Below are 24,191 nucleotides of genomic sequence, written 5' to 3' on the forward strand. Positions count from 1 at the left end.
CGGCAACAGGGGGATTTCCGATGCGTGGACTGAAGGGGCTGCCGCTGGCAGCTTTCGTGCTGCTGGGCGCCTGCGGGGGCGGCGGCGGCGGTGTAGGCAGCGCCGGTTCGGGTGCGCCGGGCAGCGGCGGGGGGACCACGCCCGCTCCCGCGCCGGCCAACACGAACATCGCCGCGCTCACGGCCAACCAGACCTTTGCCGCGTCCGCCGCCAGCACCGTCACCGCGATCAACACCAGTCCCGCGCAGGTGGTGAATGCGGCGGCGAGCCGCGCACCCTTGCAGGTCCGCTACGATGCGGCCACCCGCAGCTACACCGTGGAAAGCCAGGGGCGCACCGCCAGTTTCGGGCCGGCCGATGCCGTCACCAGCACGCGGTCCGGCGAAGCGCTCTATGCCAAGCCCGATGGCAGCGTTCGCGATTACCTGACGCTCGCCACCACGCCCTACACGAACACAACGCCGAACCGGTATGTCGGCCTGGGCTTTTGGCAGCGCAACACCGTATCCACCGGCCGACAGGACACCAGTTTCGACTCGTTCGTCTATGGCCTGGAGACGCCCGCCGGCGCGGTGCCGCGGACCGGAACCGCAAGCTATGTCACCGATGCGCTCGGCTTCGTGACGACGCCGGGCAAGGTGCCCCGGGCGTTCACCGGCCCGGGCTCGTTCGATGTCGACCTGGCGCAGGGCATCTTCGCGACCCACGCTTATGTGCTGGAATATGACCTCACCAGTCCGGAAACGAGGACCGGCGGCGGCATCGATTATACCGCTGGCGGCCGGCTGACGGCGGGCAACGGCTTTTCCGGCAACTTCACCTATGGCGGCACCGACACGCGCGTATCGGGCACGCTGGTGGGGCAATTCTTCGGGCCGGGCGCCGAGGAGATCGGCGCCACCTTCTCGGGAGACAACGCCGCAGGCGCCGCGGTCAGCGGATCGCTCACCGGCCAGCGGCTCGGCGGCGCCGCGCGCAGCAACCTGTCGCTCGTCAACCTGACCACCGAGCAGCTCTTCTACGCGCGGGAAAGCAACTACACGCTGCAGAACGGCTATGGCGGCGTACCCTTCGCCAGCACGTATCAGGGCATTGCGCAGCTGACGTTGCGGCCGGACGGCAGCGTTTCGGCCACTGGAGCGATCTCCACCGTCCCCTATGCCCAGTTCACCGCCGCCAACCGCGTGGAGGACGGGCGCGCCAGCTTCATCACCTATCAGGGCTCCGTGGACGGCCAGCCGGGCAAGCTCTCGCTGTATCGGCCCGGTCCGGCCAACCCGGAACTCCAGCTCACCTATGCGAGCTTCGGCATCTGGGAGGGTGGCTCGACCGTCGGTTATGGCGCATTCAACGGCAAGGCGTATCGCGCCTATGGCATCGAGACGCCGCGCGATCTCCTGACCCGGCGCACGGGCACGGCGACCTATGCCGGCGTGGTCTACGCCACCGGCGTGCGCGGCGGCAGCCGCGAGTTCGACGTCGGCGGCACGTCCAGCTTCGCCGTCGATTTCGGGGCGCAGCGCTTTTCCGGCGCGCTCGCGCTGACCGACAAGGGCGCCGGCGGTGCGCAAATCGGCAACTGGAGCTTTGCCGACGCGCTCGCCTATGGGCTGCCGATCAGCACGGCGCTGCGCAGCGGCACGGAGGCGCAAGGCACGATCGTGCCGACGCTGTTCGGCCCCGACGGCGAAGAGATGGCGGCGAGCTTCCTTATCCGGCGCAACACGCAGACGCCGGCCGACGCGCTGGTGATCACCGGGGCGACCGTCGCCAAGCGGCAATGATGCTGCCGATCGTCGGCCCCGCGCCGGTGATGCTCGTGCAGGAGCAGGCAGAACGGTCGCCGGCGATGGCGACCGGCCTGTCGCCTGCGCAGATGTTCGCCCTGGCCGACAGCGCCAGGGGCGAGAAGCAGTTCGACGATGCCCTGGCGCTCTACGCCGCGCTGGCACAGGATCCGGACGCGGACGTGCGCGCGGAGGCGAGGTTCCGCCGCGGCATGCTGCTGGCGGAACTCGGCCGCTATGCCGATGCGGCGACAGCCTTCCGGGCGGTGCTGGACGAGAAGCCGGACGTCGCCCGGGTGCGGCTGGAGCTTGCCCGCGTGCTCGCGCTGCTGGGCGACGAGGCGGGGGCGCGGCGCGCCGTGCGCCAGGCACAGGCGACCGGATTGCCCGCCGATGTGGCCGCCACGGTCGACCAGTTCGCCCGCGCGCTCCGCTCCACGCGACCGTTCGGCGGCTCGGTGCAGGTCGCGCTTGCGCCGGACAGCAACATCAACCGCGCGACACAGGCGCGAACGCTGGACACGGTGATCGCTCCCCTCACCCTGTCGCGCGACGCGCGGGCACGCTCGGGCCTGGGCGCGAGGATCGCGGGGCAAGGCTATGTCCGGGTGCCGATCACGGACACGCTCTCGCTGCTGCCGCGCGCCTCGGCGCTGGGCAGCTTCTATCGCCAGCGCGACTTCAACGACGTGTCCGCCTCCGCGCTGGTCGGTTTGGAATGGCGGCGCGCGCAGGATCGCTGGAGCCCCTCGGTCGGTTTCACGCAGCGCTGGTATGGCGGGCGACGCTATGCCCGCACGCGCAGCGCGACGCTCGACTGGCTGCATCCGCTCGGACGGCAGGCGCAGCTGGTGGTGCATGGCGGCGCCGCGGAGACCACCTATCTGCGTAACAGCCTTCAGGACGGCGGCCTGTTCGATGCGGCGATCGGCTATGAGCGCGCCGTCACCGCGCGATCGGGCTATGGCCTCACCCTGTCGGGCTATCGCCAGACGGCGCGCGATCGGGGCTATGCGACGGTATCCGGCGGGCTGACGATCTCCACGTGGCAGGATGTCGGCCGCACGACCTTTCTCCTGAGCTCCGGCATCAATCGGCTGGAAGGGGACGAGCGGCTGTTCCTGTTCCCGGAGCGCCGGCGCGAGTGGCTGATGAACAGCTCGATTTCCGCCACGCTCCGCCAGCTCGCCGTGCGGGGCTTCGCGCCGACCCTGAGGCTGGCGCTCGAACGGAACCGGTCGAGTGTCGGCCTCTACGCGTATCGCCGCGTGGCAGGCGATATCGGGATCGTTCGCGCCTTCTGACGGCCCTTCGCGAGCGCCTAGAAAGACGCGCGCTCGCCCCCGATCCAGCTGTCGTGCACCCGGCAGGCATCGTCCATCAGCACGAGGTCGGCGCGCAGCCCTGGCGCGATGCTGCCCGTGTCGCCGGACAGCCCCAGAAACGACGCGGGCGTCGCGCTGGCCATGCGGATGGCGGCGTCCAGCGGCACCCTGCCCTGCGCCACCGCGCCGTGCACCGCGCCGGCCATGGTGAGCGTGGAGCCGGCGAGCGTGCCCGCATCGTCGTGCAGCATGTCGCCGGCGCGGTGGATGCGCTTGCCCTGCAACAGGAAACTGTCTTCGGCGCTGCCGACGCTGGGCATCGCGTCCGTCACCAGCATCAGCCGCTGCTCGCCTTTCGCGCGGATCGCCACGCGCAGCGATGCGGCGTGCAGGTGATGCCCGTCGGCGATGACGCCGGCAAAGGTCTCGTCGCTTTCCAGCGCCGCGCCGACCATGCCCGGCGCGCGGCCGGCGAGCTGCGACATGGCGTTGTAGAGGTGGGTGAAGCCGGTCGCCCCCGCCTCGATGCACGCGCGAACCTGTTCGTAGGGCGCATCCGAATGGCCGAGCGAGACGATCACGCCGGCCCCTGCCAAGGTCGCGACCTGCGCAGGCGTGACGCTTTCCGGCGCGACCGTCACCATCGTCACCCCGCGGCGGGCCGAGCACAGCAGCGCCAGCGCCTCGTCGGTCAGCGCGCGGACCTTGTCGGCGCGGTGGATGCCGCGCCGTGCGACGCTGAGGAACGGGCCTTCCAGATGGACGCCAAGGACGCCCGGCACCCGTGCCGCGATCGCCGCATCGACCGCCGCGATGGCCGCCGCCACCACCGGCAGGTCGTCGCTGATGAGCGTCGGCAAGAGGCCGGTGGTGCCGAAGGGGCGATGCGCCGCCGCGATGGCGGCGACCGTCTCGACGCTCGGGTCGTCGTTGAGCAACCGCCCGCCCCCGCCGTTCACCTGCGTGTCGAGGAAGCCGGGCACCAGCATCCGCCCGTCGCACCGGACCTGCTCGGCACCCGCGGGCGGCCCGGCGGTGACGGCCGCGATGCGCTCGCCTTCCAGCACGACGCACACATCCTCCCGCCAGCCGGACGGCAGCAGGACCCGGGCATGGGTGAGCGCGATCATCGGGTTTCCGTTACCTTGCGCAGATGCGGCGGCCGGTCCGGATCGCGCCCGCGGGCGACCGCCACGGCGTTCGCCAGCCGGTAGAAGCTCTGCACCGCCAGCAGGGGTTGCAGCGCGGGGGGCGCGTCCAGCACCGGCAGGCGCACGCCCGCCGCCGCGCCGATCCCGGCGTGCAGCACGGTTGCGCCGCGCTCCGCAAACAGGGCGGCGAGTTCGGCAACACTGTTCTGCCCGGCATCGTCCTGCCCCAGCAGCAGCACGGGAAAGCCCTGCTCCACCAGCGCCATCGGCCCGTGGCGCACCTCCGCCGCGCTGAACGCCTCGGCATGGAGCCCGCAGGTTTCCTTCATCTTCAGCGCCATCTCCTGCGCAATGCCCAGCGCCGGCCCGCGCGCGACGACGTACAGGTGGCGCGCGGCAACGAGCGGCTCCAGCGCCGGCGACCAGTCGAGCGCCCAGGCGCGGTCGAGCAGGTCCGGCAGGGTGTCGGTCGCCGCCAGCAGTTCGTCATCTGCCGACCATTCGGCGACCAGCAGCAGGAAGCTCGCCACCGCCGCGATGAACGACTTGGTCGCCGCCACGCTTCGCTCCGGCCCGGCGTGGAGCGGCAGGCAGGGGCGACCCGCTGCCGCGAGAGGCGAGGTTTCGTCGTTGACCAGCGTGACGGGTCGCGCGCCGTCCTCCCGCGCCGCCTCGGCCGCGGCAAGCAGGTCCGGGCTGCGCCCCGATTGCGACACCGCGAGCAGCAGCGTGTCGGCAAGGCGTGGCGCGGCGCCATAGACGGAGGCGACCGAGGGCGACAGCGAGGTCGTGAGCATCCGCACCCGCGTTTCGACCAGGTAGCGCGCGACGGTGGCGGCATTGTCCGAACTGCCGCGCGCCAGCGTGACGACCGCGCGAGGCGGGCGCGTGCGCAGCCCGGCGGCGAGCGCCGCATGCGCCGCGCGATCGTCCAGCAGGCGGCGCACCGCGGCGGGCGCCTCCGCCGCCTCGGCGAACATCAGCGTGCGCGCAGGGTCAAGCATCGCCCAGCGCCTCCAGCGCGCCGCCGAGCCGCCCGTCCTGCGCCTTCAGCAACCGCGCGGCCTCGTCCGGCGTCACCCCGCGGGCGATCAGCACCGCGCGGCCGATCTCGCCGCCTGCCGCCTCCAGCGCGGCGGCGGCGGTCGCGGCGTCGACCCGCCCGAGATCCTCCACCATCGTGCGCGCCCGGATCGCCAGCTTCGCGTTGGAAATGCGCATGTTCACCATGCGACCGGCATGCACGAAGCCGAGCCGCAGCATGATCGCGGTGGACAGGAGGTTGAGCGCCGCCTTTTGCGCCGTGCCCGCCCCCATGCGGGTGGAGCCGGCCAGCACCTCCGGCCCGGTATCGGCCAGGATCGGATAGTCGGCGGCGGTCAGCAGCGGCGTGTCCGGGTTGTTGGACAGGCCGACCGTGACCGCTCCGGCGTCCCGTGCCGCCTTCACCGCGGCGAGCACGAAGGGCGTGCGGCCGCTCGCGGCGATGCCGATCAGCACGTCGCCCAGCCCGATCGCCTCCGCCGACACCGCCGCACGGCCCGCCTCGGCATCGTCCTCCGCCCCCTCGACGGCGCGCATCAGCGCGCCCGGCCCGCCGGCGACGAGAAACGCCAGCCGCCGCTCCGGCCAGCCGAAGGTGGGGGTGAGCTCCACGCCATCCTGCACGCCGATCCGCCCGGACGTGCCCGCGCCGGCATAGGCCAGCCTGCCGGCGGTGCCGAGCCGGGTCGCGGCGGCCTCCGCAGCGTCGGCAATCGCGCTCGTCTGTCCGCGCAGCGCCTCGATCGCATGGGCCTGCACGCCCAGCATCGCGCGCACCGCCTGCTCGGTGGGCCAGCATTCCAGCCCCTGGAAGCGGGGATCAATCGCCTCCGTGCTCATGGCCGCGGACCCAGCACCGCGACGGGCAGTCCGGCAAGCAACAGCGCGCCGTCCAGCGGGTCGCCCAGCGGCTCGCGCAGCCGCGCAACGGTGCGCGCGCGCAGCCACGGCTTCATGCGCGGCGCCAATCCGCCGGCAAGCGCGCAGGCCGGCGCGCCGCGTTCGAAGATCGTCTCGATGAAGCGTTCGATGTGCAACGCGGCATCCTCCACGATGGAGCGGGCGATCGCGTCCCCCGCTTCGGCATATTCGACCACCAGCGGCGCGAACGCGGCATAATCGCGCGGCGTCGCCGCATCCATCCAGGCGATGGCGCGCGCCGTGTCGTGGCCGAACCGCTCGGTCACCGCGCTCGACAAGGGCGTTCGCGAGGTACGGCCGTCCAGCGCGCGAAGGGCGTGGCGCATCGCGCTGAGCCCCAGGGCCGCACCGCTGCCTTCGTCCGAGATCGGGAAGCCATAGCCGCCAATGGCGAAGCGCCGGCCCTCGACGCGCACCTGCGCCACGCTGCCGGTGCCGATGATGAGCGTCGCGCCGTCTCCGCCCAGATGCGCGCCGATATTGGCGATCACCGCATCCGTCTCGAACGCCACGCTGGCAAAGGGAAAGTCGAGCGCCGCCAGCTGGTCGCGAATGCCCAGCCGCGAGATGCCGGCAATTCCCATGCCGGCCTGGATCTGCGCCCCGCCGGACAATCCGGCTGCGCGCACCGCCTGTTCGGCCGTTTCGGCGAGCACGGCATGGAGCCGCTCGATGCCGATCCGCGCATTGGCGGGGCCGCTTTCGCCCGTTCCCAGGACGGCGCCGGCCGCATCCACCAGCCGCGCGCGGCAATGGCTGCCGCCGGCATCGATCCCGAGATAGAAGACCATGGCGCCCCTTTGCCGCGCGCAAGGCGGCGCGTCCCGCTATTTTCCTTTGCTACCCTATTCCGTTTGGCTGCACGTCACCGGCCGAACCGCACCCCGATCCAGAAGGTGCGCGGCGTGCCCAGATCGATCGAACCGCCGGCGTTGCGCGTCACCACCTCCTCGTCGAACAGGTTCTCGGCGCGGCCGACCAGGCGCACGCCGGGCGCGACCGGCAGGCTGGCCACCGCGTCCACCACCGTGGCGGCGCGCAGCACGTCCGTCTGCAGATCGTCCTCATATTGCCGGCCGATATAGCGCAGCGTGGCCGACAGCGACGGACCCCGCCGCGGCGCCCAGGCCAGCGTGCCGCTGGCGGCATGGCGCGGGCTTTGCGCGGGGACGAACCCGTTGAAGGCGAGCCCCGGTGCGCGAACCTCGCTGTCGTTCAGCGCGTAGCTCGCCTGGAGCGACACGGCGCCGTGTCGCACCTGCCCGGTCACCTCCACGCCCCTGGCGACCACCGCATCGACATTCTGCCGCTGCCGCAGGTTCGCGCCCACCGTGACGTTGGCGATGGCATCGTCCAGCCGGTTGTAGAAGGCGGTGACGCCCAGCGTGACACCGCCCACCGGCGACAGGTCCAGGCCCGCCTCATAGCCCTTCAGCTTCTCCAGCCCGAGCCCTGCGTTCGCCTGGGTGGTGATCGGAAACACCACGAACGGGCGATACAGCTCGTTCAGCGTCGGCAGGCGAAAGCCGGTATAGGCCGCCGCGCGCAGGTCCACGCCCGGCACCGCATGGAACAGCGCGCCGAGGCGGCCGGTGGCGATGGTGCCGTCGCGGTCCCGGTAGCGGGTGTCGGTTGTCAGCACCCCGGCGCCGCTCCGCTCCGCGAAGAAGCCGTTGGTGATCGTCCAGCGATCCACCCGGCCGCCGCCGGTCAGCACCAGGCGCCCGATCGTCCAGTCGTCCTCGACGAAGGCGCCCACCGTGGATTGCGCGCCGCCCGCATTGCGCCGGGCGGTGACCGCGCCGGAGGTGGCGTTGTAGGCATCCTCGAACAGCTCGCCATCGGCCCCGCGATAGTCCACGCCCAGGCGCAGCACATGGTCGCCGCCGACCGGCGGGCGCAGCTCGATCTTGCCGCCATAGCCGGTCGACGGCGTGTTGCGCTGGTCCAATGTCAGGCGAAAGCTCGTCGCGCTGATGACCTTGTTGGTGAAGTTGCGGGCCTGCAGATAGGCCAGCGCATCGACCTGCCATGCGCCGCGATGGACCAGGCGCACGCTGGCGTCCTCTCCTTCCGAGGAGCTGTCGGCGCCGGCGAAGCGCAAGGTGCGGTTGTCGCGGAAGGCCAGGGCGGTGGCCTGCAGCTCGGTGTCCGGTCCGATCGGGGCGACCGTGCGCAGGCCGGCGGACCAGTCCTCGAACCGGGCGCGGGCGGTGGCGGCGACCCTCTGGTCCTCCGGCGTCGTGTAGAAGCCGTCCGAGCGCTCGTACCGCCCGAACGCCGACACGAAGCCGCGCCCGATGTCGGGCGTCACCACGCCGGATATCTGCTGGGAATCGTAGCTGCCATAGCTTGCCTGGCCCGACACGAGCGGCAGGTCGGACCGGTCGGCGCTGACCAGCTCCACCGTGCCGGCCACCGCCCCCGCCCCGAACGGGCCGGAGCCGCCGCCGCGGGTGATGCGCACCGCGCCCAGCCGCTCCGGCGAAAAGGCGGTGAACGGGATATAGCCGAAAAAGGGATCGGTCTGCGGCACGCCGTCGAGCAGCACGAGCGCGCGGCTGGAGGCGTTGCCGCCCAGCGCGCGGAGCGTGAGCCCCTGCGCGGACGGGTTGGCCGAGCGGCTGTCCGACCGGCGGAACTGCTGCACGCCGGCGACATCGGCGAGCACGTCCTCCACCCGGTTGGATGCGTCGTTCGTCAGCCGGTCGCGATCGATCAGCGACTGTCCGTAGGCGGGCGTTCCCGGCGGCAGATCGAGGCCGCGGCCCAGCACCACCACTTCGCTGCTCGCCGGCGGCGGGGCGGCGGGCGTGGTCACCTCCTGCGCGCCGGCGGCGGTGGCAAGAACGGTGGCCGGCAGGGCAAGACAGAACAGGGCGGGTGAACGCAAGGCGGTGCTCCGGAAACGAGAACGGCGTCAACGCGCGGAACCGCGCCGCGGGGTCAAGAACGGCGCGCGCGAAAGGACGCAAGTGCAAAGCGCGGCCTGTCGCCTGCGCGAAACGGGATCGCGCGCCTCCGATCGGCGTTGGTGCCGATCATTGCGGAGGATTGCCGGTGAGATCAGTTCCGACCCTGACCGTGCTGGCGCTGTTGTCGGCCTGCTCCTCGCCCGGCGGAACCGGCGACAACAATGCGCAGGATGCCGCCATTGCCAACCGCATCGAACTCGCAAGCAACGGCAAGCCCGTGCCTGCCGCCAGCGCCACGCCGGCCCGAACCGGCCCCGCCTTCCCGCCCCCCTTCGTCGCCCGATGGGGCCGGACGGCAGCCGACTGCGATCCGTCCAGCAACAAGGCGACCGGCCTGCTGGTCATCAACACCGACGGCGTGCGCTTCTTCGACACCGAAGCCGGGCTTTCCGCGATCGACCGGCCATCGGAATATACGGTCACGGCGCAACTGGCGTTCAAGCAGGCCGGTGCCGGTTTCGGCGAGCGACAGATGTTCGCGCTGACGAGCGGCGGCACGGCGCTGCTGCGCACCGACCAGGCCACGGGCAAGACCGAACGCTACGACCGCTGCTGACCGGCCTGCGGAACAAGCCTGCCGATTTCAGTTCCGGTTCGGCTTTATCGTTGCAAGTCATTCGCAATATCGCCAAAGCAGCCGCGCAACTTCGATCAAGCACGTTCCATGCCTCTCTCCTCCGCCGCCGCCGGGCTTTGCCTCGGGCTGCCCACCGCCGCCGCCGCGCTGGCGCTCGCCGCTCCCGCCTGGGCGCAGGAGGCTGCCGCGCAGAACGATGCCGACGTGATCGTCCGCGCGCAGCAGGCGCAGAAGCAGGTGACGAGCGACGGCGATCTCGGCGCGCTCGGCCGCCAGGAGGCACTGGCCACCCCGTTCAACGTCTCCACCTACACCGCGCAACTGGTGCTCGACCAGCAGTCGGAGACGCTGGGCGACGTGCTGGAGAACGATCCGTCCGTGCGCACGACCTATGGCTTCGGCAACCAGTCCGAACAGTTCGTGATCCGCGGCTTCGCGCTGAACGGCGACGATATCGCCATCGACGGGCTGTACGGCATCACCCCGCGGCAGCTCGTTTCGCCCGAGCCCTATGAAAGCGTGCAGGTGCTGAACGGCGCCAGCGCCTTCCTGTTCGGCGCCTCGCCGGGCGGATCGGGCATCGGCGGCACGATCAATCTCACGCCCAAGCGGGCCGAGCGCACCTTGCTGCGCGCCACCGCCAGCTATGGCGCGAACAGCGTGGTGGGCGGCAACGTGGACCTGGGCACCCGCTTCGGCCCGGATCGCGCGTTCGGCCTGCGCGTGAACGGCGTTTATCGCAACGGCGACACGGCGATCGACGACGAGCATCGCAAGGTGACGGTGGCCAGCGCCAGCTTCGACTTCCGCAAGGGGCCGGGGCGCTTCTTCCTGGATTTCGGCTATGAGGACCAGCAGGCCCGTCAGGCGCGGCCGACCGTGACGCTCGACGCGAACGTCGCCGTGCCGCGCGTGCCGGGCGCAGGCGCCAATTACGCCCAGCCCTGGACCTACACCCACCTGCGCGACATCTACGCGCTGGCCCGTGCCGAGCTGGACGTGGCGGCGGGCTGGACCCTCTATGCCGCCGCCGGCTTCCGCGACGGCAGCGAGACGGGGGAATATTCCTCGCTGACCGTCACCGACGGCGCGACCGGCGCCGCCACCGCGAGCCGCCTCTACGTGCCGCGCGAGGACAATAACGAGGCGGGGCAGGCCGGCATCCGCGGCAGGTTCACCGTGGCCGGCATCTCCAACCAGTTCAACGCCGGCGCCTCCGTCAGCTATCAGGAAAACCGCAACTCCTTCGCCTTTGGCGACTTCCCGGCGAGCGTCAGAACATCCTGCGGCACGAGCGCGCTGAACTTCTGCACCAACCTGTACGCGCCGGCCGTGGTCGGCCTGCCGCCCTTCTCGTCCACGCCGGGCTTCGTGGCCGGCAGCTTCACCACGCTGCCGCGCGTCTCCTCCAGCGAGCTGAAGAGCGTCTACGTGTCCGACACGATCGGGCTGTTCGACGATCGCGTGCTGATCACCGGCGGCCTGCGGCGCCAGAACATCGTCGTCGACGCCTTTGACCGCACCAGCCTGGTGCGCACCACCCGCTACGACGAGAGCCGCACCACGCCGGTGGTGGGCGTCGTGCTGCGCCCGGCGCGCACCCTCTCGTTCTACGGCAACCGCATCGAGGGCCTGGCGCAAGGGCCGACGGCGCCGACCAGCGCGCTTGTCATCAACCCCGGGGAGGTGTTCGCGCCGTTCAAGTCGGTGCAATACGAAGTCGGCGCCAAGCTCGAGCTGCGCGGGCTCACCGGCACGCTGGCGCTGTACCAGACCAGGCAGCCGAGCACGTACAACGCGCCCACTGCGATGGCGGGGCTGTCGCGCTTCGTGGTGGATGGCGAGCAGCGCAATCGCGGCATCGAGCTCAGCCTGAACGGCGAGCCGACCAACTGGCTGCGGTTCCTCGGCGGTGTTACCATCAATGAGGCGGAAATCACCCGTTCGTTGAATGGCTTGAACAACGGCAAGGACGCCGTGGGCGTGCCCGATTACCAGGTGAACTTCGGCGCCGAAGTGTCGCCGGCGGCATTGAAGGGGCTCACCTTCACCGGGGGGGTCGTGATGACGGGCGAGCAGGCCATCAACATTCCGACAACCACCTCCGCATTGCAGGAATTGCCGGACTGGACGCGTTTCGATCTTGGCGCACGCTATGTCTTTGTCGCGGACGAGCATCCGGTCACGCTGCGGGTCAGCGCGGAAAATATCGACAACCGGCGTTACTGGTATTCGGCGTTCGGAGGATACCTGTTGCAGGGATCGCCTCGTACGGTGAAGGCATCGCTTACCTTCGAATATTGAGCGAAAGGTCGTAGTAGCTCCAATTCACCTTTGCGTCGGCGCGCGCTCGTCGTTAGGGCGAGCGCGCATTGTACGAAAGGGACGACTTCATGGCCGATCAGAACGACACCGTCAGCATCGTGGAACTGGCTGCGGACCTCACGGCGGCCTGGTTGTCCAATCCCAACACGCGCGCCAATGCCGAGGACGTGCCCGCCTTTCTCCAGGCGATCCATGCCGCGGTGGCCGGCCTTGCCGGTGCGCCCGGCGCCGATGCGTCGGAAGAAGCGGCGCAGCCCGCAGCCGAGCACAAGGCGGCAGTGAGCGTGCGCAAGTCGCTCGCCAACCCCGATCACATCATCAGCATGATCGACGGCAAGCCGTATCGCTCGCTCACCCGGCACCTGTCGGCCAACGGCCTGACCCCGGCCGAGTATCGCCAGCGCTACGGCCTGAAGGCGGATTATCCGATGACCGCGCCGAGCTATTCGGAACAGCGCCGGGCCATGGCCAAGAAGATCGGCCTGGGCCGCAAGCCCGGCCAGAAGCGCGGCGCCCGCAAGACGGCGACCGAAGCCAGCGAGGGCTGAGCCCCTGCACCACCCCGGTCCCGGGCCGGGGTGGTCGCGAACCGGCCGCAGGTTGCCGTTCAGCGCCGGTCGAAGGCGGCCAGTTCGTAGGCGATCGACGCCTCGACCAGCGTTTCCCACATCTCGCCGATCGCCGCCTCGGGCAGCCCGAGCGACGCCGCCTCGGCGCGGGCCTGGTCGATCACCTGCCGCTTGCGCGCTTCGTCGCGCACCGCGCCGCGTTCCGGCTTGATGCGGGCGGCGGCGTCCATATAGTCGAAGCGCCGGCGGAGCAGCGCCACCAGCGCGCGATCCAGTTCATCCACCCCGGCGCGCACCTCGATCATGGTGGAGCAATCGGCGGCGGGAAGGGTCTGGGACATGCCCCGCGCTGTGCCCCGCCCGCCCGCCGCTGTCCAGCGCGACGCCCCGGCTTGACGGGCGTGCCCGGCACCGCTATCGCCCGCGCCTTCGTGAGAGGCTCCGCACCCCGGTGAAGCGGCAGCCCCGGCCCTGTGTGGCCGGAGCGAGAACCGGGATCGCGATCAGCAGGGGATGGCATCCGCTGCGGGTCAACGTTGTTCGTACTTACCCAAGGAATACACGCATGTCGAAGCGCTCCAGCGCCAAGTACAAGATCGATCGCCGCATGGGCGAGAACATCTGGGGCCGTCCCAAGTCCCCGGTGAACAAGCGCGAATACGGCCCCGGCCAGCACGGCCAGCGCCGCAAGGGCAAGGTGTCGGACTTCGGCATCCAGCTGCGCGCCAAGCAGAAGCTGAAGGGCTATTACGGCGACGTCACCGAGAAGCAGTTCCGCCACTGCTACGAGGAAGCTGCCCGCATGAAGGGCGACACCGGCCAGAACCTGATCGGCCTGCTGGAGCAGCGCCTGGACATGATCGTGTACCGCGCCAAGTTCGCGCCGACGATCTGGGCCGCGCGCCAGCTGGTCAGCCACGGCCACATCCGCGTCAACGGCGTGAAGTGCAACATCGCGTCGCGCCGCTGCTTCGCCGGGGACGAGATCACGCTCGGCAACAAGGCGCAGGAAATGGCGCTGGTGCTGGAAGCGCAGAACCTCGCCGAGCGCGAGATCCCGGAATATGTCGCCGCCGACGGCGCCGCCAAGGTGACCTTCACCCGCGTGCCGACGCTGGACGAAGTGCCCTACCCGGTGAAGATGGAACCGAACCTCGTGGTCGAGTTCTACAGCCGCTGAGCGATCGGGTTGGCGCCCGCCAACCCGCGCATCATCGGCGGCTCGGCCGGCGACGCTCAAGCGGCGTCGGCGACGCGGGCTTCGAGAGAAAGGGGCGGCTCCTCGCGGGGCCGCCCTTTTTCTTTGCCTGGCAGCAGCCGTGTGCGGGCGGGCGCGGAGATTGCGACAGGAGAACCGGCGTCAGCGGTTCTGGATTTCCGCCTGCGCGGGAATGACGGAACGGGCTGGTTGCCGGCCGTCTTTCACCCCGGCGCAGGGCCGGGGTCCACTGCTTCGCGGGGTGCGGCTGGAGGCTCTGGGGTTGCGTTTGCGCCGGGTCGCGGGGCAGGCTCGAAGTAGATGACGCCTCCCTTATCCGTCACCCCGGCGCAGGCCGGGGTCCACGGCTGGTGCCGCGAGCGGCGGCGTTGGTGGGTAGAATGATGAATGCCAGCCTTCGCTGGCATGACGGGAGTGGGATGCGGAGCGGCGCGCTCCCCCCGTCCGTCATCCCGTGACGTGTGGTAGCGGAGAAACACGAATAGCGGGCGCGCGCGTACGCCGCCCGTGAACACGAGGGAAAGGGATCGACCGGCGCGTCCTAGCCACGGTTTTGCACCCGGGGCTCGACGACTTTTGAGACACTCGCTACACTACGAAGCATCGAGACTTCTTGTATCTGTCGGGTATCGGCGACGCCCCCGGTACTCTGCCGCACCGGCTCTGGCATGGAGATGGAGTTGAACCGCTGTCACCGGTTCCGCTCGCCCTCCGGACGTCTTCAAACCTTCCCCGACCCTGATGAACGGACATCCGACTTGTAGTCCCGGATGGCTCCGCGCCGGTCGATCGCCGGGCATGGTGCTTGTGACGGCACCACCACCGGCTGCTTTCGTCCAACCCCGCCGCAGGCCCTTACCGCGGTTCTGAACTGCTGCGGCGTATAGCCAGATGGGTTCGCGTTGTCAAGCTTCTTGTTCCCCGGCGGAGGCCGGGGTCCAGTTGGGCGCGGGTGGTTGGGGGTCGCCGTGCTGCAACTCCGGCCTTCCCAGCTGGGCCCCGGCCTTCGCCGGGGAACGGAAGGGGTGGGTTCTCGCGGAGGCGCGGAGGCGCGGAGGAGGTTTCGTGTCGGGTGAGCGGGTGGCCGTATAACAGGAATCCTGACGCGCTTTGCGCGTCGACTCCCCTCTTCTCTCTGCGCCTCCGCGCCTCCGCGTGAACAAACCCTCTTCGTGTCTTCGCGTCTTCGCGTGAACCTCTTACTGCGATCGTCGGAAGAAGCGGGACGACGGGGCCCCGGGGGTGGCTCGGTGGCGGCAAGCGGTGCGCGACGTTTCCCATTGCGCGACCCGCCCCCGCGATGCCACACCGCCGCCATGCGCCAGCTTGCCCTGCTCCTCCCGCTCCTCGCCGCGCCCGCCGTTGCGCAGCAGGCGCCCTCTCCCGTCAGCCTCGACACGCTGAAGACCGTCACCCGCGAGCTGTCTTCCGACGCTTTCGAGGGGCGCGCGCCCGCCACGCCTGCCGAGGCGAAGACCACCGCCTATATCGCCGACCGGTTCAAGGCCGCGGGGCTGCAGCCGGGCAACAAGGGGAGCTGGTTCCAGGACGTGCCGCTGGTGCAGCTCACCTACCGCAACGTCTCGCCGATGACCTTCACCGGCGGCAAGGCGCCGGTTTCGCTCGCCTATCGCAGCGACATGGTGGTCGCGACCTATCGCGTGCAGCCGAAGGTGGCGATCAGCAACTCGGACGTGGTGTTCGTCGGCTACGGCATCAACGCGCCCGAGCGCGGCTGGAACGACTATGCCGGCGTGGACGTGCGCGGGAAGACGGTGGTGATCCTCATCAACGATCCGGATTACCAGGCCAAGACGCTCGACGGCCCGTTCGGTGGGCGCGCGATGACCTATTACGGGCGCTGGACGTACAAGTTCGAGGAAGCCGCGCGGCAGGGCGCGGCGGCGGCGATCATCGTGCACGAGACGGAGCCGGCGGCCTATGGCTGGAACGTGGTGCAGTCGAGCTGGACCGGCCCGCTGCTGGAACAGGACACGCCCGGCGACCACCAGGACCAGAGCCAGGCGATCGGCTGGATGCAGCTGGCAAAGGCGCGGGAACTGTTCGCCTCCGCGGGCCGGAGCTTCGATCAATTGTCCGCCGCGGCCAAGCGGAAGGGCTTCAAGGCCGTGCCGCTGGGCGTGAAGGCGTCGGTCCGCTTCGATGCGGCGATCAAGCGCCAGGCGTCGAAGAACGTGGTGGGCATCCTTCCCGGCAGCGAGCGGCCGGACGAATATGTGCTCTATTCCGCGCATTGGGACCATCTCGGCCGCTGCGACGCGGTGAACGGCGACACCATCTGCAACGGCGCGATCGACAACGCGACCGGCGTCGCCGCGCTGGTGGCCATGGCGGAGGCCTATCGCAAGACGGGCGCGCCGAAGCGGTCGGTGGTGTTCCTGGCGGTGACGGCGGAGGAAGCGGGGCTGCTCGGCTCCAAATTCTATGCCGAGAACCCGGTCTTTCCGTTGGCGCAGACGGTGGGCGGCGTGAACATGGACGCGCTGAAGGTGCGCGGGGAAACGCGCGACTTCGTTACCACCGGCGCGGGCAAGTCGGAGCTGGAGGACATGGCGCGGCCGCTGCTGGCGGCGCAAGGGCGGCGCATGTCGCCCGAGCCGACGCCGGAGCGGGGCTTCTACTACCGCTCCGACCATTTCAGCTTCGCCAAGCTGGGCGTGCCGATGTTCGACGGCAGCGCGGGCGAGGACGCGGTGGAGGGCGGCGTTGCGGCCGGCCATGCCGCCGAGGAGGACTATACCGAGCACCGTTACCACCAGCCGGGCGACGAGTACGATCCGGCGTGGAACTGGGGCGCCGCGCTGCAGGATGTCGGCTTCTACTACACGCTCGGGCGGCAGCTGGCGGACGGAACGGCGTGGCCGAACTGGTACCCCACCGCCGAGTTCCGCGCGATCCGCGACAAGAGCCGGGCGGGGCGCTAGAACATCCTCCACCCCGTTCGTGGTGAGGAGAGGCTGAGCGAACGCGAAGGCTCGTCTCGAACCACCTGTCCTGCGAGACGCCGCCTCGCTGCGCTCGGTGGCTCCTCAGGACGAACGGCAAGCGAGTCGAACGGAGAACGTGTCATGACTATTCCTCCCCCCGCCGAATGGGCGCCGCACGCCGCCGTGTGGATCGGCTTTCCGAGCCATGCCGAGCTGTGGGCGGAGGATCTCGATCAAGCGCGGGAGGAAGTGATCGCCTTTGCCCGCGCGGTGCATGCCGATGGGCGCGGCGAGCGGGTGATCCTGGTCGCGGCGGATGCGGAGGCGGCCCAGGCGGCGCAGGAGATGGCGGGCGATGCGGCGGAAGTGCTGATCCAGCCGTTCGGCGACATCTGGCTGCGCGACACCGCCCCCATCGTCACCGGGGACGGCACCGCGCGCGATTTCCGCTTCAACGGCTGGGGCGGCAAATACGATCTGGAAGGCGACGACACGATCGGCGCGCGGCTGGGCGCCTCGCGCGAACTGCCGACCGAGACAGGCGACTGGATCCTGGAAGGCGGCGCGATCGACGGCGACGGCACCGGCCTTGTCGTCACCACCGAGCAATGCCTGCTCAATCCCAACCGCAACCCGGAACTGACGCGGGAGGAAATCGAGCACCGCCTGCGCGACGATCTCGGCTTTTCCCGCGTCCTGTGGCTCGGCGAGGGCCTGAAGGCGGACCATACGGACGGCCATGTCGACAACCTTGCGCGGTTCGTCGCGCCGGGCCGGCTGGCCATCCCGGAGCCGGCGGAGAACGATCCCAACTGGCAGGTGTACCAGCTCGCCGCCAAACGCGCTGCGGAGGAGGGAGTGGAGGTCGTGCGGCTCCCCTCCCCCGGCCGCGTGCTGCGCGACGAGGAGATCGTGCCGGCCAGCTACATGAACTTCTATATCGGCAACGCAGCGGTGGTGGTGCCGGTGTACGGCGCCCCGAACGACGAGGCGGCGGTGAGGGCGATCCAGGCGCTGTTCCCCGACCGGGCGGTTGTCGGCCTGCGCGCCGATGCGATCCTCACCGGCGGCGGCAGCTTCCACTGCATCTCGCAGCAAATTCCCGCCTGACGGACACGAGAACCGCGGCGAGGCGTTGAAGGCCGGTCCGGGAGTTTACGCCATGGTCCAGGTTCTTCTCGCCGGCGCGACCGGCAACCAGGGAGTGCGCACCGCCCGCGCGCTTGTCGCCCGCGGTGCGGCCGTGCGCGCGCTCGTTCGGCCGGGGACGCCAGCAGCGGCGATCGAACATCTCCGCGCGATCGGCGCCGCGCCCGTCATCGCCGCCTATGACGATGCGCCTGCGCTGCGGCGCTCGATGGAGGGGGCGGCAGTGGTCGTCTCCGCCGTCAGCGGGCTGGCGCCGGTGATCGTCGACGCGCAGACGCGCCTGCTGGAGGCGGCGGTTGCCGCGGGCGTGCCGCGCTTCATCCCCTCCGATTACTCGATCGACTATACGGCCCTGCCCGCGGGACGAAACCGCAATTTCGACCTGCGCCGCACCTTCCGCGCCCGGCTGAACGCCGCGCCGATCCGCGCCACCTCCATCTTCAATGGCGCGTTTGCGGACATGCTGGCCGGCGAGATGCCGCTGATCGTGCGTCCCTTGCGCCGGGTGCTGTACTGGGGAAGCGCCGACCAGCCGTTCGCCCTGACCACGCGCGACGATACCGCCGCGTTCACCGCCGCTGCCGCGCTGGACGAACAGGCACCGCGCGACCTGCACATCGCCGGCACCGAGGCAACGGCGCGCAGCATCGCCGCGCTGATGCGCGAACTGTCCGGCCGCCGCTACCGCCCGCTGCGCGCCGGATCGGTGAACGGACTCGAGCGGCTCAGCCGCCTGGTCCGGCGGGTTGCTCCGCAGAAGCAGGCGGTGTTCCCGGCGTGGCAGGGCATGCAATATATGCGCGACATGTTCGACGGCCGCGCGCCCTCCGCCCCGATCGATAACGACCGCTACCCGGACATGAGCTGGACCGATCTGCGCGAGGTTCTTCGCGCGGGGGCATAGCGCACGGCGTTTGCCTGTCCTACATGCGCGCCCATGACCGAGATCACCGTCGCCGCGCTGCAGCTCGCCTTTTCGTCGGACATCGACGCGAACATCGCCAACGTCTCCCGCCTGGTGCGCGAGGCGGCGGACAAGGGCGCGCAGGTGATCCTGCCGCCCGAGCTGTTCGAGGGCGAGTATTTCTGCCGCGTGGAGGATGAAGGCCTGTTCGCCAACGCCGCGCCGGTGGCGGAGCACAAGGCCGTGCTGGCGATGCAGGCGCTGGCCGAGGCGCTGAAGGTGACGATCCCGACCAGCTTCTTCGAGGCGGACGGGCCGCATTACTACAATTCGCTGGCGATGATCGGGCCGGACGGCGAGGTGCAGGGCGTGTATCGCAAGAGCCACATCCCCGATGGCCCCGGCTATGAGGAGAAGTTCTACTTTCGTCCGGGCAACACCGGTTTCAAGGTGTGGCCTGCCCCGCCGAGCGCACCGGGCTGGAAGCTGGGCGTGGGCGTCTGCTGGGACCAATGGTATCCGGAAACGGCGCGCGCCATGATGCTGATGGGCGCCGAACTGCTGTTCTATCCCACCGCGATCGGCAGCGAGCCGCACGACACCTCGCTGGATACCGCCCGGCTGTGGCGGCGGGCGATGGTCGGCCACGCCGTGTCCAACGTGGTGCCGGTGATCGCCGCCAACCGCATCGGCACCGAACATGGCCAGACCTTCTACGGCACCAGCTTCATCGCCGACGAGCGCGGCGACATCCTGGCCGAGCTCGGCCGCGAGGAGGAAGGCGTGATCGTCGCCACGCTGGACCTTGCCCGCGTGAAGCGCCACCGCGCCGCGTTCGGCTTCTTCCGCGATCGCCGGCCGGAACTGTACGGGCGGCTCGTCGCCGACATCTGAGCGGGCGACCGCCGCCGCGAAGGGGGCGGTGCGCCGCCGAAACCGGTCAGCGCCGCGCGGGCGGGCCGACCTGCTCGCTGATGATCCGCGGCTTCAGGCAGCCATCGGTATCGAGGTCCGCCACCGCCAGCAGGCGCCTGGCGGGCGGCTCCTCGCCCAGCGGGCGGGCGCGGGCGGGAACGCCCCCTTGCGCTACCGTCAACGGCTCCTTGTCGCAAAAGGGCATGCCCGGCTTCACGACCGGCATGGCGACGGCATTCGCGAGCAGAAACGACAGGATGAGCATGGCGGACTCCTCTGGCGACCGCCGGAGGATAGCAGAGCGCCCGCCTGTGCGGAAGCGCGCGGAACGGCCGCGCCGCCGATCCGTTGGGGCGAGGCAATCCCACGGAGGTATCGCCATGGATTACAAGAAGCTGGGCCTGGGCCTCGGCGTGTTCTCGATCGCGCTCGGCCTTGCCGAGCTACTCGCCGCCCGCCGGATCGCCGGCACGCTGGAGGCGGACGGCCAGGAGAACGTGGTGCGCGCATTCGGCGCGCGCGAGTTGCTGGCAGGCGCCAACCTGCTCGCGGCACCCGCCCATGCCACCAACGTGTGGAACCGCGTGGCGGGCGACGCGATGGATCTGGGTGCATTGGGCCTCGCCGCGCGCGGTGCGCCGCGCAACGGCGCGGTTTGGGGCGCGATCGCCTTTGTCGTCGGCGCCACCGTGCTGGACGTGGTGACGGCGATCGGGCTCGACCGCCAGACGGGCAAGACCTCGCCCCAGCGCGAACCGGCGACCGCGTGACGGGAACGGCCGCCGCGCCCGCCCGTTTGTCGGCCTGAAAAGGAGTTACCGATGGCGACAACGAAGAAGCGCACCACCAAGTCCCCCGCCCGCAAGACCACCAAGGGCAAGGCGGCGACGCAGGACGCGGCGCGCACCCGCGGGCTGGTATGGGGCGGCGTGGCGCTGGGCGCGATCACGGTGGCGGTTGGTGCCGGCCTGGCGCTGCTGGCGCGCCGCGAGCGGACCAGCGGCGGGGAGCATCCGGTGCCCGATCTGGCCGCCGACGCGCCCGATCCCGGCCGGTCCGGCGCGCGCGCGCCCGTGGACTTCCGGCCGGACCCCACCGCCGTGCCCGACAAATCCGAATACGACTCGCTTCGGCCGGCGACCGGTCCAGCGCCGACGCTCAGCGCCACTCGTGGCGAGATGGCGAACCAGACCGGCATCGGCGGCTGACCGGGCGCGCGGGGCGACAGCGGTGCTGTCGTCCCCGCCGACCTCCTATCCCCATTTACGCGAACGGCGTCGCAACCCTTCAGGGCTGCGGCGCCGTTCGGTCCGCTAGTCGTTATGCGTCAGCGACGTCTTCCGCCCGCCATCGTCCCGCGCGGGCGGCTGGCCGCGATCCAGCGTGTCGCTTGGCTGCTTGGCGTCGCCTTCCTTCTGGTGCTCGGTGGACAGATTGGGGTTCGTCTCACCGGCGAGATCGGGCGTGATGTCATTCTTGGCCATGGGGTCCTCCTGACGGAGTCAACCGGCGGCGATCCACGGCGTTCCCTCAGGCGCCGGTAAAGCGCGGCGCACGCTTCTCCAGGAACGCCCGGCCACCTTCGGCCGAGTCCGCGGAGCGGCGGGCGGTGCGCTGGTCCCGTGCCTCGCGCTCCATCGCGGCGGCATACTCCTCCTCCAGCGCGCGGTGCAGGCCCTGACGCATCAGCCCCAGCGCGACGGTCGGCCCGGCGGCCAGCCGCTCCGCCAGCGCAAAGGCGGTCGCATCGAGGGCGTCGTCGGCCACCACCGAGTGGATCATGCCCCAGTCCAGCGCCTTTGCCGCCGGCACCCGCTCGCCCAGCAGCATCATCTCGGCCGCCCGTGCCCGGCCGACCAGGCGCGGCAGCATCCAGCTTGCCCCGCCATCGGGCACCAGGCCGATATTGACGAACGCCTGCAGGAAATAGGCGGTTTCGCTGGCCACGCACAGGTCCGCCGCCAGCGCCAGGCTGCACCCGATTCCCGCCGCCGCGCCGCGCACGGCGGAAACCACCGGCACGCCCAGCGAGGCGATGGTCGCCAGCGCCGGATTGTAGCTTCCGGTCAGCGCGGCATGGGTCGCCTCGCCCGGATCGGCGGCGTTCAGCGCACCGCCCCCCACATCCGCACCGGAGCAGAAGGCCCGTCCCGCCCCAGCCAGCAACACGGCGCGCGCGCCTTCCAGCGTGTTCAGCGCCGCCGTGATCTCCTCGAACATGGCGGGCGGCGCGGCGTTGAGCCGATCGGGACGGTTGAGCGTCAGCACCAGCACGTCGCCGCGCCGCTCGATCAGGATATGCTCGGCCATTCCTCTCTCCTTTGTTGCTTCCTTTCCCGGAAAGATGGCGCTTGGCAACCGTGGCTTGCCACGCCCGCCCCGCCTCGCCACAACGCCGCGCACAGGAGAAGCCGATGTCCGAAGAGAGCGTCTATCCGGTTCCGCAGCAATGGGCGGCCCGCGCCAGGATCGACCAGGAGGGCTATCGGCACATGTACGGCCGCTCGCTGGCCGATCCGGGCAGCTTCTGGCTGGAACAGGCGCGCCGGCTCGACTGGATCAAGCGGCCGGAGATCGCCGGCGACTGGTCCTTCGACGAGGCGGACTTCCACATCCGCTGGTTCGCCGATGGCCGGCTCAACGTGGCGGCCAACTGCCTCGACCGCCATCTGGCGAGCCGGGGCGATCAGGTGGCGCTGATCTGGGAACCGGACGAGCCCGGCGCCGAACCGCGCCGCATCACCTATCGCGAGTTGCACGGCGAGGTCTGCCGCTTCGCCAACGCGCTGAAGGCGCAAGGGGTGGCCAGGGGCGACCGGGTGACGATCTACATGCCGATGATCCCCGAGGCGGCGGTGGCGATGCTCGCCTGTGCGCGGATCGGCGCGGTCCACTCGGTGGTGTTCGGCGGCTTTTCGTCCGAGGCGCTCGCCGGCCGGATCGAGGATTGCGGATCGCGCATCGTCATCACCGCGGACGAGGGGCGCCGCGGCGGCAAGCGCATCCCGCTGAAGGCGAATGTCGACGCCGCGCGCGCCCATGCACCGGGGCTGGAAACGGTGGTGGTGGTATGCGCGACGGGGGGCGACATCGCCTGGCAGGCGGGCGACCTGTGGTGGCACGAGATCGTCGCCGATGCCGCGCCTGCCTGTCCGCCGGAGCCGATGGGCGCGGAAGACCCGCTGTTCATCCTCTACACCTCCGGCTCCACCGGCAAGCCGAAGGGCGTGCTGCACACGAGCGGCGGCTATCTGCTGTGGGCCAGCATGACGCACGAGCTGGTGTTCGACTATCGGCCGGGCGAGATCTTCTGGTGCGCGGCCGATGTCGGCTGGGTGACGGGGCACAGCTATATCCTGTACGGCCCGCTGGCCAACGGCGCGACCACCCTGATGTTCGAGGGCGTGCCGAACTGGCCCGATGCCAGCCGCATCTGGCAGGTGGTGGACCGGCACAAGGTGGAAATCCTCTACACCGCGCCCACCGCCCTGCGCGCGCTGATGAAGGAGGGCGACGGCTTCGTCCACGCGACGGATCGCTCCTCGCTGCGCCTGCTCGGATCGGTGGGCGAGCCGATCAATCCGGAGGCATGGCGCTGGTACCATCAGGTGGTCGGCGGCGGCCGGTGCCCGATCGTGGACACCTGGTGGCAGACGGAAACGGGCGGGCACATGATCACCCCGCTGCCGGGCGCGACGGCCCTGAAGCCGGGCTCCGCGACCCTGCCCTTTCCCGGCGTGGACCCGCAGATCGTGGATGCCGAGGGAAAGGTGCTGCACGGCGCGACGGAGGGCAACCTCGTCCTCGCGCGGAGCTGGCCGGGGCAGATGCGCGGCGTTTGGGGCGACGCCGATCGCTTCTTCCAGACCTATTTCACCACCTATCGCGGCAAGTATTTCACCGGCGACGGATGCCGGCGCGACGCGGACGGCTATTACTGGATCACCGGCCGGGTAGACGACGTCATCAACGTCTCGGGCCACCGCATGGGCACGGCGGAGGTCGAATCCGCGCTGGTGCTGCACGAAGCGGTGGCCGAAGCCGCGGTGGTGGGCATGCCGCACGACGTGAAGGGCCATGGCATCTACGCCTATGTGACGCTGAACGGCGGCGTGGAGGCCAGCGAGGCGTTGCGCCGCGATCTCGTCACCTGGGTGCGCCACGAGATCGGCGCCATTGCCGCGCCGGATGCGGTTCAGTTCGCGCCGGGCCTGCCCAAGACCCGTTCCGGCAAGATCATGCGGCGTATCCTGCGCAAGATCGCGGAAGGGGACGTGTCGTCGCTCGGCGACACCTCGACGCTGGCGGACCCGGCGGTGGTGGACGATCTGGTGGCCAACCGGGTGGGCTGAGCGACCCTTCCAAAGGAAGGGACACCCTTC

At 70.4% G+C, this 24,191-nt stretch carries 22 protein-coding genes; 13 read left to right on the forward strand and 9 right to left on the reverse strand.

What is annotated here, in order from left to right:
* The first annotated feature begins 20 nt into the window (after positions 1-20).
* Both DVW87_RS11500 and DVW87_RS11505 read left to right on the forward strand, forming a co-directional pair.
* Entirely contained in the window at positions 21-1,784 is a 1,764-nt protein-coding gene (locus DVW87_RS11500) for a HupA family protein (protein ID WP_114687883.1), read from the forward strand.
* Entirely contained in the window at positions 1,781-3,091 is a 1,311-nt protein-coding gene (locus DVW87_RS11505) for a porin family protein (RefSeq protein ID WP_114687884.1), read from the forward strand. The genes DVW87_RS11500 and DVW87_RS11505 overlap by 4 nt, the downstream gene beginning before the upstream one ends.
* Before the next feature lie 17 nt (positions 3,092-3,108).
* Here the strand turns inward: DVW87_RS11505 and nagA are convergent, their stop codons facing one another.
* The 5 genes from nagA to DVW87_RS11530 form a co-directional block, all read right to left on the reverse strand.
* Positions 3,109-4,242, reverse strand: coding sequence for an N-acetylglucosamine-6-phosphate deacetylase (gene nagA / locus DVW87_RS11510; protein ID WP_114687885.1), 1,134 nt, complete (start codon positions 4,240-4,242; stop codon positions 3,109-3,111).
* A complete protein-coding gene (locus DVW87_RS11515; protein WP_114687886.1) occupies positions 4,239-5,267 on the reverse strand; it encodes an SIS domain-containing protein in 1,029 nt (342 codons plus the stop codon). The genes nagA and DVW87_RS11515 overlap by 4 nt, the downstream gene beginning before the upstream one ends.
* A complete protein-coding gene (locus DVW87_RS11520) occupies positions 5,260-6,147 on the reverse strand; it encodes an N-acetylmuramic acid 6-phosphate etherase (protein ID WP_114687887.1) in 888 nt (295 codons plus the stop codon). Before DVW87_RS11520 ends, DVW87_RS11515 begins: the two co-directional genes overlap by 8 nt.
* On the reverse strand, positions 6,144-7,019 hold the full coding sequence (locus DVW87_RS11525) for a glucosamine kinase nucleotide-binding domain-containing protein (protein ID WP_114687888.1): 876 nt from the start codon (positions 7,017-7,019) through the stop codon (positions 6,144-6,146). The genes DVW87_RS11520 and DVW87_RS11525 overlap by 4 nt, the downstream gene beginning before the upstream one ends.
* 74 nt (positions 7,020-7,093) lie before the next feature.
* The gene (locus DVW87_RS11530; RefSeq protein ID WP_420822335.1) at positions 7,094-9,121 is read right to left on the reverse strand and encodes a TonB-dependent receptor; all 2,028 of its coding nucleotides are present in this window, start codon (positions 9,119-9,121) and stop codon (positions 7,094-7,096) included.
* Between the two features lie 167 nt (positions 9,122-9,288).
* On the opposite strand from DVW87_RS11530, the gene DVW87_RS11535 reads away from it, so the two are divergent.
* From DVW87_RS11535 to DVW87_RS11545, 3 genes are all read left to right on the forward strand, one after another.
* Positions 9,289-9,759, forward strand: coding sequence for a hypothetical protein (locus tag DVW87_RS11535; RefSeq protein WP_147276263.1), 471 nt, complete (start codon positions 9,289-9,291; stop codon positions 9,757-9,759).
* 108 nt (positions 9,760-9,867) lie between these two features.
* Positions 9,868-12,084, forward strand: coding sequence for a TonB-dependent receptor (locus DVW87_RS11540; protein WP_114687890.1), 2,217 nt, complete (start codon positions 9,868-9,870; stop codon positions 12,082-12,084).
* 89 nt (positions 12,085-12,173) lie between these two features.
* On the forward strand, positions 12,174-12,653 hold the full coding sequence (locus tag DVW87_RS11545; protein WP_114688214.1) for a Ros/MucR family transcriptional regulator: 480 nt from the start codon (positions 12,174-12,176) through the stop codon (positions 12,651-12,653).
* A 59-nt stretch (positions 12,654-12,712) separates the two neighbouring features.
* Here the strand turns inward: DVW87_RS11545 and DVW87_RS11550 are convergent, their stop codons facing one another.
* Complete coding sequence (locus tag DVW87_RS11550; protein ID WP_114687891.1) at positions 12,713-13,015, reverse strand: chorismate mutase; 303 nt, start codon at positions 13,013-13,015, stop codon at positions 12,713-12,715.
* Positions 13,016-13,239: 224 nt separating this feature from the next.
* Between DVW87_RS11550 and rpsD the strand changes: the two genes are divergently transcribed.
* The 5 genes from rpsD to aguB all read left to right on the forward strand — a co-directional run bounded on the left by rpsD (position 13,240) and on the right by aguB (position 19,788).
* Complete coding sequence (gene rpsD, locus DVW87_RS11555; protein ID WP_114687892.1) at positions 13,240-13,854, forward strand: 30S ribosomal protein S4; 615 nt, start codon at positions 13,240-13,242, stop codon at positions 13,852-13,854.
* A gap of 1,355 nt (positions 13,855-15,209) precedes the next feature.
* Positions 15,210-16,838 carry a M28 family peptidase gene (locus tag DVW87_RS11560; RefSeq protein WP_114687893.1) on the forward strand — a complete coding sequence of 543 codons (1,629 nt, stop codon included), beginning with the start codon at positions 15,210-15,212 and terminating at the stop codon, positions 16,836-16,838.
* 144 nt (positions 16,839-16,982) lie between these two features.
* Positions 16,983-17,951: an agmatine deiminase family protein gene (locus DVW87_RS11565; protein WP_114687894.1), complete on the forward strand. Its 969-nt coding sequence runs from the start codon at positions 16,983-16,985 to the stop codon at positions 17,949-17,951.
* Between the two features lie 52 nt (positions 17,952-18,003).
* Positions 18,004-18,894, forward strand: a complete 891-nt coding sequence (locus DVW87_RS11570; protein ID WP_114687895.1) for an NmrA family NAD(P)-binding protein — start codon at positions 18,004-18,006, stop codon at positions 18,892-18,894.
* Between the two features lie 33 nt (positions 18,895-18,927).
* A complete protein-coding gene (gene aguB, locus DVW87_RS11575; RefSeq protein ID WP_114687896.1) occupies positions 18,928-19,788 on the forward strand; it encodes an N-carbamoylputrescine amidase in 861 nt (286 codons plus the stop codon).
* 46 nt (positions 19,789-19,834) lie between these two features.
* Here the strand turns inward: aguB and DVW87_RS11580 are convergent, their stop codons facing one another.
* On the reverse strand, positions 19,835-20,074 hold the full coding sequence (locus tag DVW87_RS11580; RefSeq protein ID WP_114687897.1) for a hypothetical protein: 240 nt from the start codon (positions 20,072-20,074) through the stop codon (positions 19,835-19,837).
* A gap of 115 nt (positions 20,075-20,189) precedes the next feature.
* Between DVW87_RS11580 and DVW87_RS11585 the strand changes: the two genes are divergently transcribed.
* Both DVW87_RS11585 and DVW87_RS11590 read left to right on the forward strand, forming a co-directional pair.
* Positions 20,190-20,579 carry a hypothetical protein gene (locus DVW87_RS11585; protein ID WP_114687898.1) on the forward strand — a complete coding sequence of 130 codons (390 nt, stop codon included), beginning with the start codon at positions 20,190-20,192 and terminating at the stop codon, positions 20,577-20,579.
* Positions 20,580-20,630: 51 nt separating this feature from the next.
* The gene (locus tag DVW87_RS11590; protein WP_114687899.1) at positions 20,631-21,017 is read left to right on the forward strand and encodes a hypothetical protein; all 387 of its coding nucleotides are present in this window, start codon (positions 20,631-20,633) and stop codon (positions 21,015-21,017) included.
* A 105-nt stretch (positions 21,018-21,122) separates the two neighbouring features.
* Here DVW87_RS11590 and DVW87_RS18100 read toward each other — a convergent pair whose 3' ends face one another.
* Both DVW87_RS18100 and DVW87_RS11595 read right to left on the reverse strand, forming a co-directional pair.
* Positions 21,123-21,293 (reverse strand): hypothetical protein, encoded by a 171-nt coding sequence (locus tag DVW87_RS18100; RefSeq protein ID WP_181814814.1) that lies wholly within the window; start codon positions 21,291-21,293, stop codon positions 21,123-21,125.
* A 46-nt stretch (positions 21,294-21,339) separates the two neighbouring features.
* Complete coding sequence (locus DVW87_RS11595; protein WP_114687900.1) at positions 21,340-22,119, reverse strand: enoyl-CoA hydratase-related protein; 780 nt, start codon at positions 22,117-22,119, stop codon at positions 21,340-21,342.
* A 104-nt stretch (positions 22,120-22,223) separates the two neighbouring features.
* On the opposite strand from DVW87_RS11595, the gene acs reads away from it, so the two are divergent.
* Positions 22,224-24,161: an acetate--CoA ligase gene (gene acs, locus DVW87_RS11600; RefSeq protein ID WP_114687901.1), complete on the forward strand. Its 1,938-nt coding sequence runs from the start codon at positions 22,224-22,226 to the stop codon at positions 24,159-24,161.
* The last annotated feature ends 30 nt before the right edge of the window (positions 24,162-24,191 follow it).

Source organism: Sphingomonas aracearum, from assembly GCF_003345355.1.
GTDB classification, from domain to species: domain Bacteria; phylum Pseudomonadota; class Alphaproteobacteria; order Sphingomonadales; family Sphingomonadaceae; genus Sphingomonas; species Sphingomonas aracearum.